This window comes from Pantoea sp. EKM20T (assembly GCF_011800485.1).
GTDB lineage: Bacteria > Pseudomonadota > Gammaproteobacteria > Enterobacterales > Enterobacteriaceae > Pantoea > Pantoea agglomerans.
This window is the reverse complement of the sequence record NZ_JAALFW010000057.1, coordinates 1-236: the sequence shown is the minus strand read 5'-3', so window position 1 is coordinate 236 and position 236 is coordinate 1. Positions and strand designations below refer to the sequence as shown.

The window sequence follows — 236 nt, the reverse complement described above, 5'->3', positions numbered from 1 at the left end:
CAGTACCTGGACCGGGAAACCGGACTGCACTACAATCTGTTTCGTTATTATGACCCGGACAGCGGACGGTTTACCCAACAGGACCCGATAGGGCTGGCGGGCGGGATCAATCTCTACCAGTATGCGCCGAATGCGCTGGGTTGGGTGGATCCGTGGGGTTTGAGTTGTAAGAATGCATGGAATGATTTTCAACGGAAGACTAAAGGTGCATTCTCTTCAGTTAAACAGGCTGCTCG

1 protein-coding gene is annotated in these 236 nt (G+C 52.5%); it reads left to right on the top strand.

Annotated elements, in window-relative coordinates; genetic code table 11:
• Positions 1 to 236 (top strand): RHS repeat-associated core domain-containing protein (locus HFD94_RS22865; protein ID WP_167433559.1); only part of this gene is annotated, 236 nt, incomplete at both ends.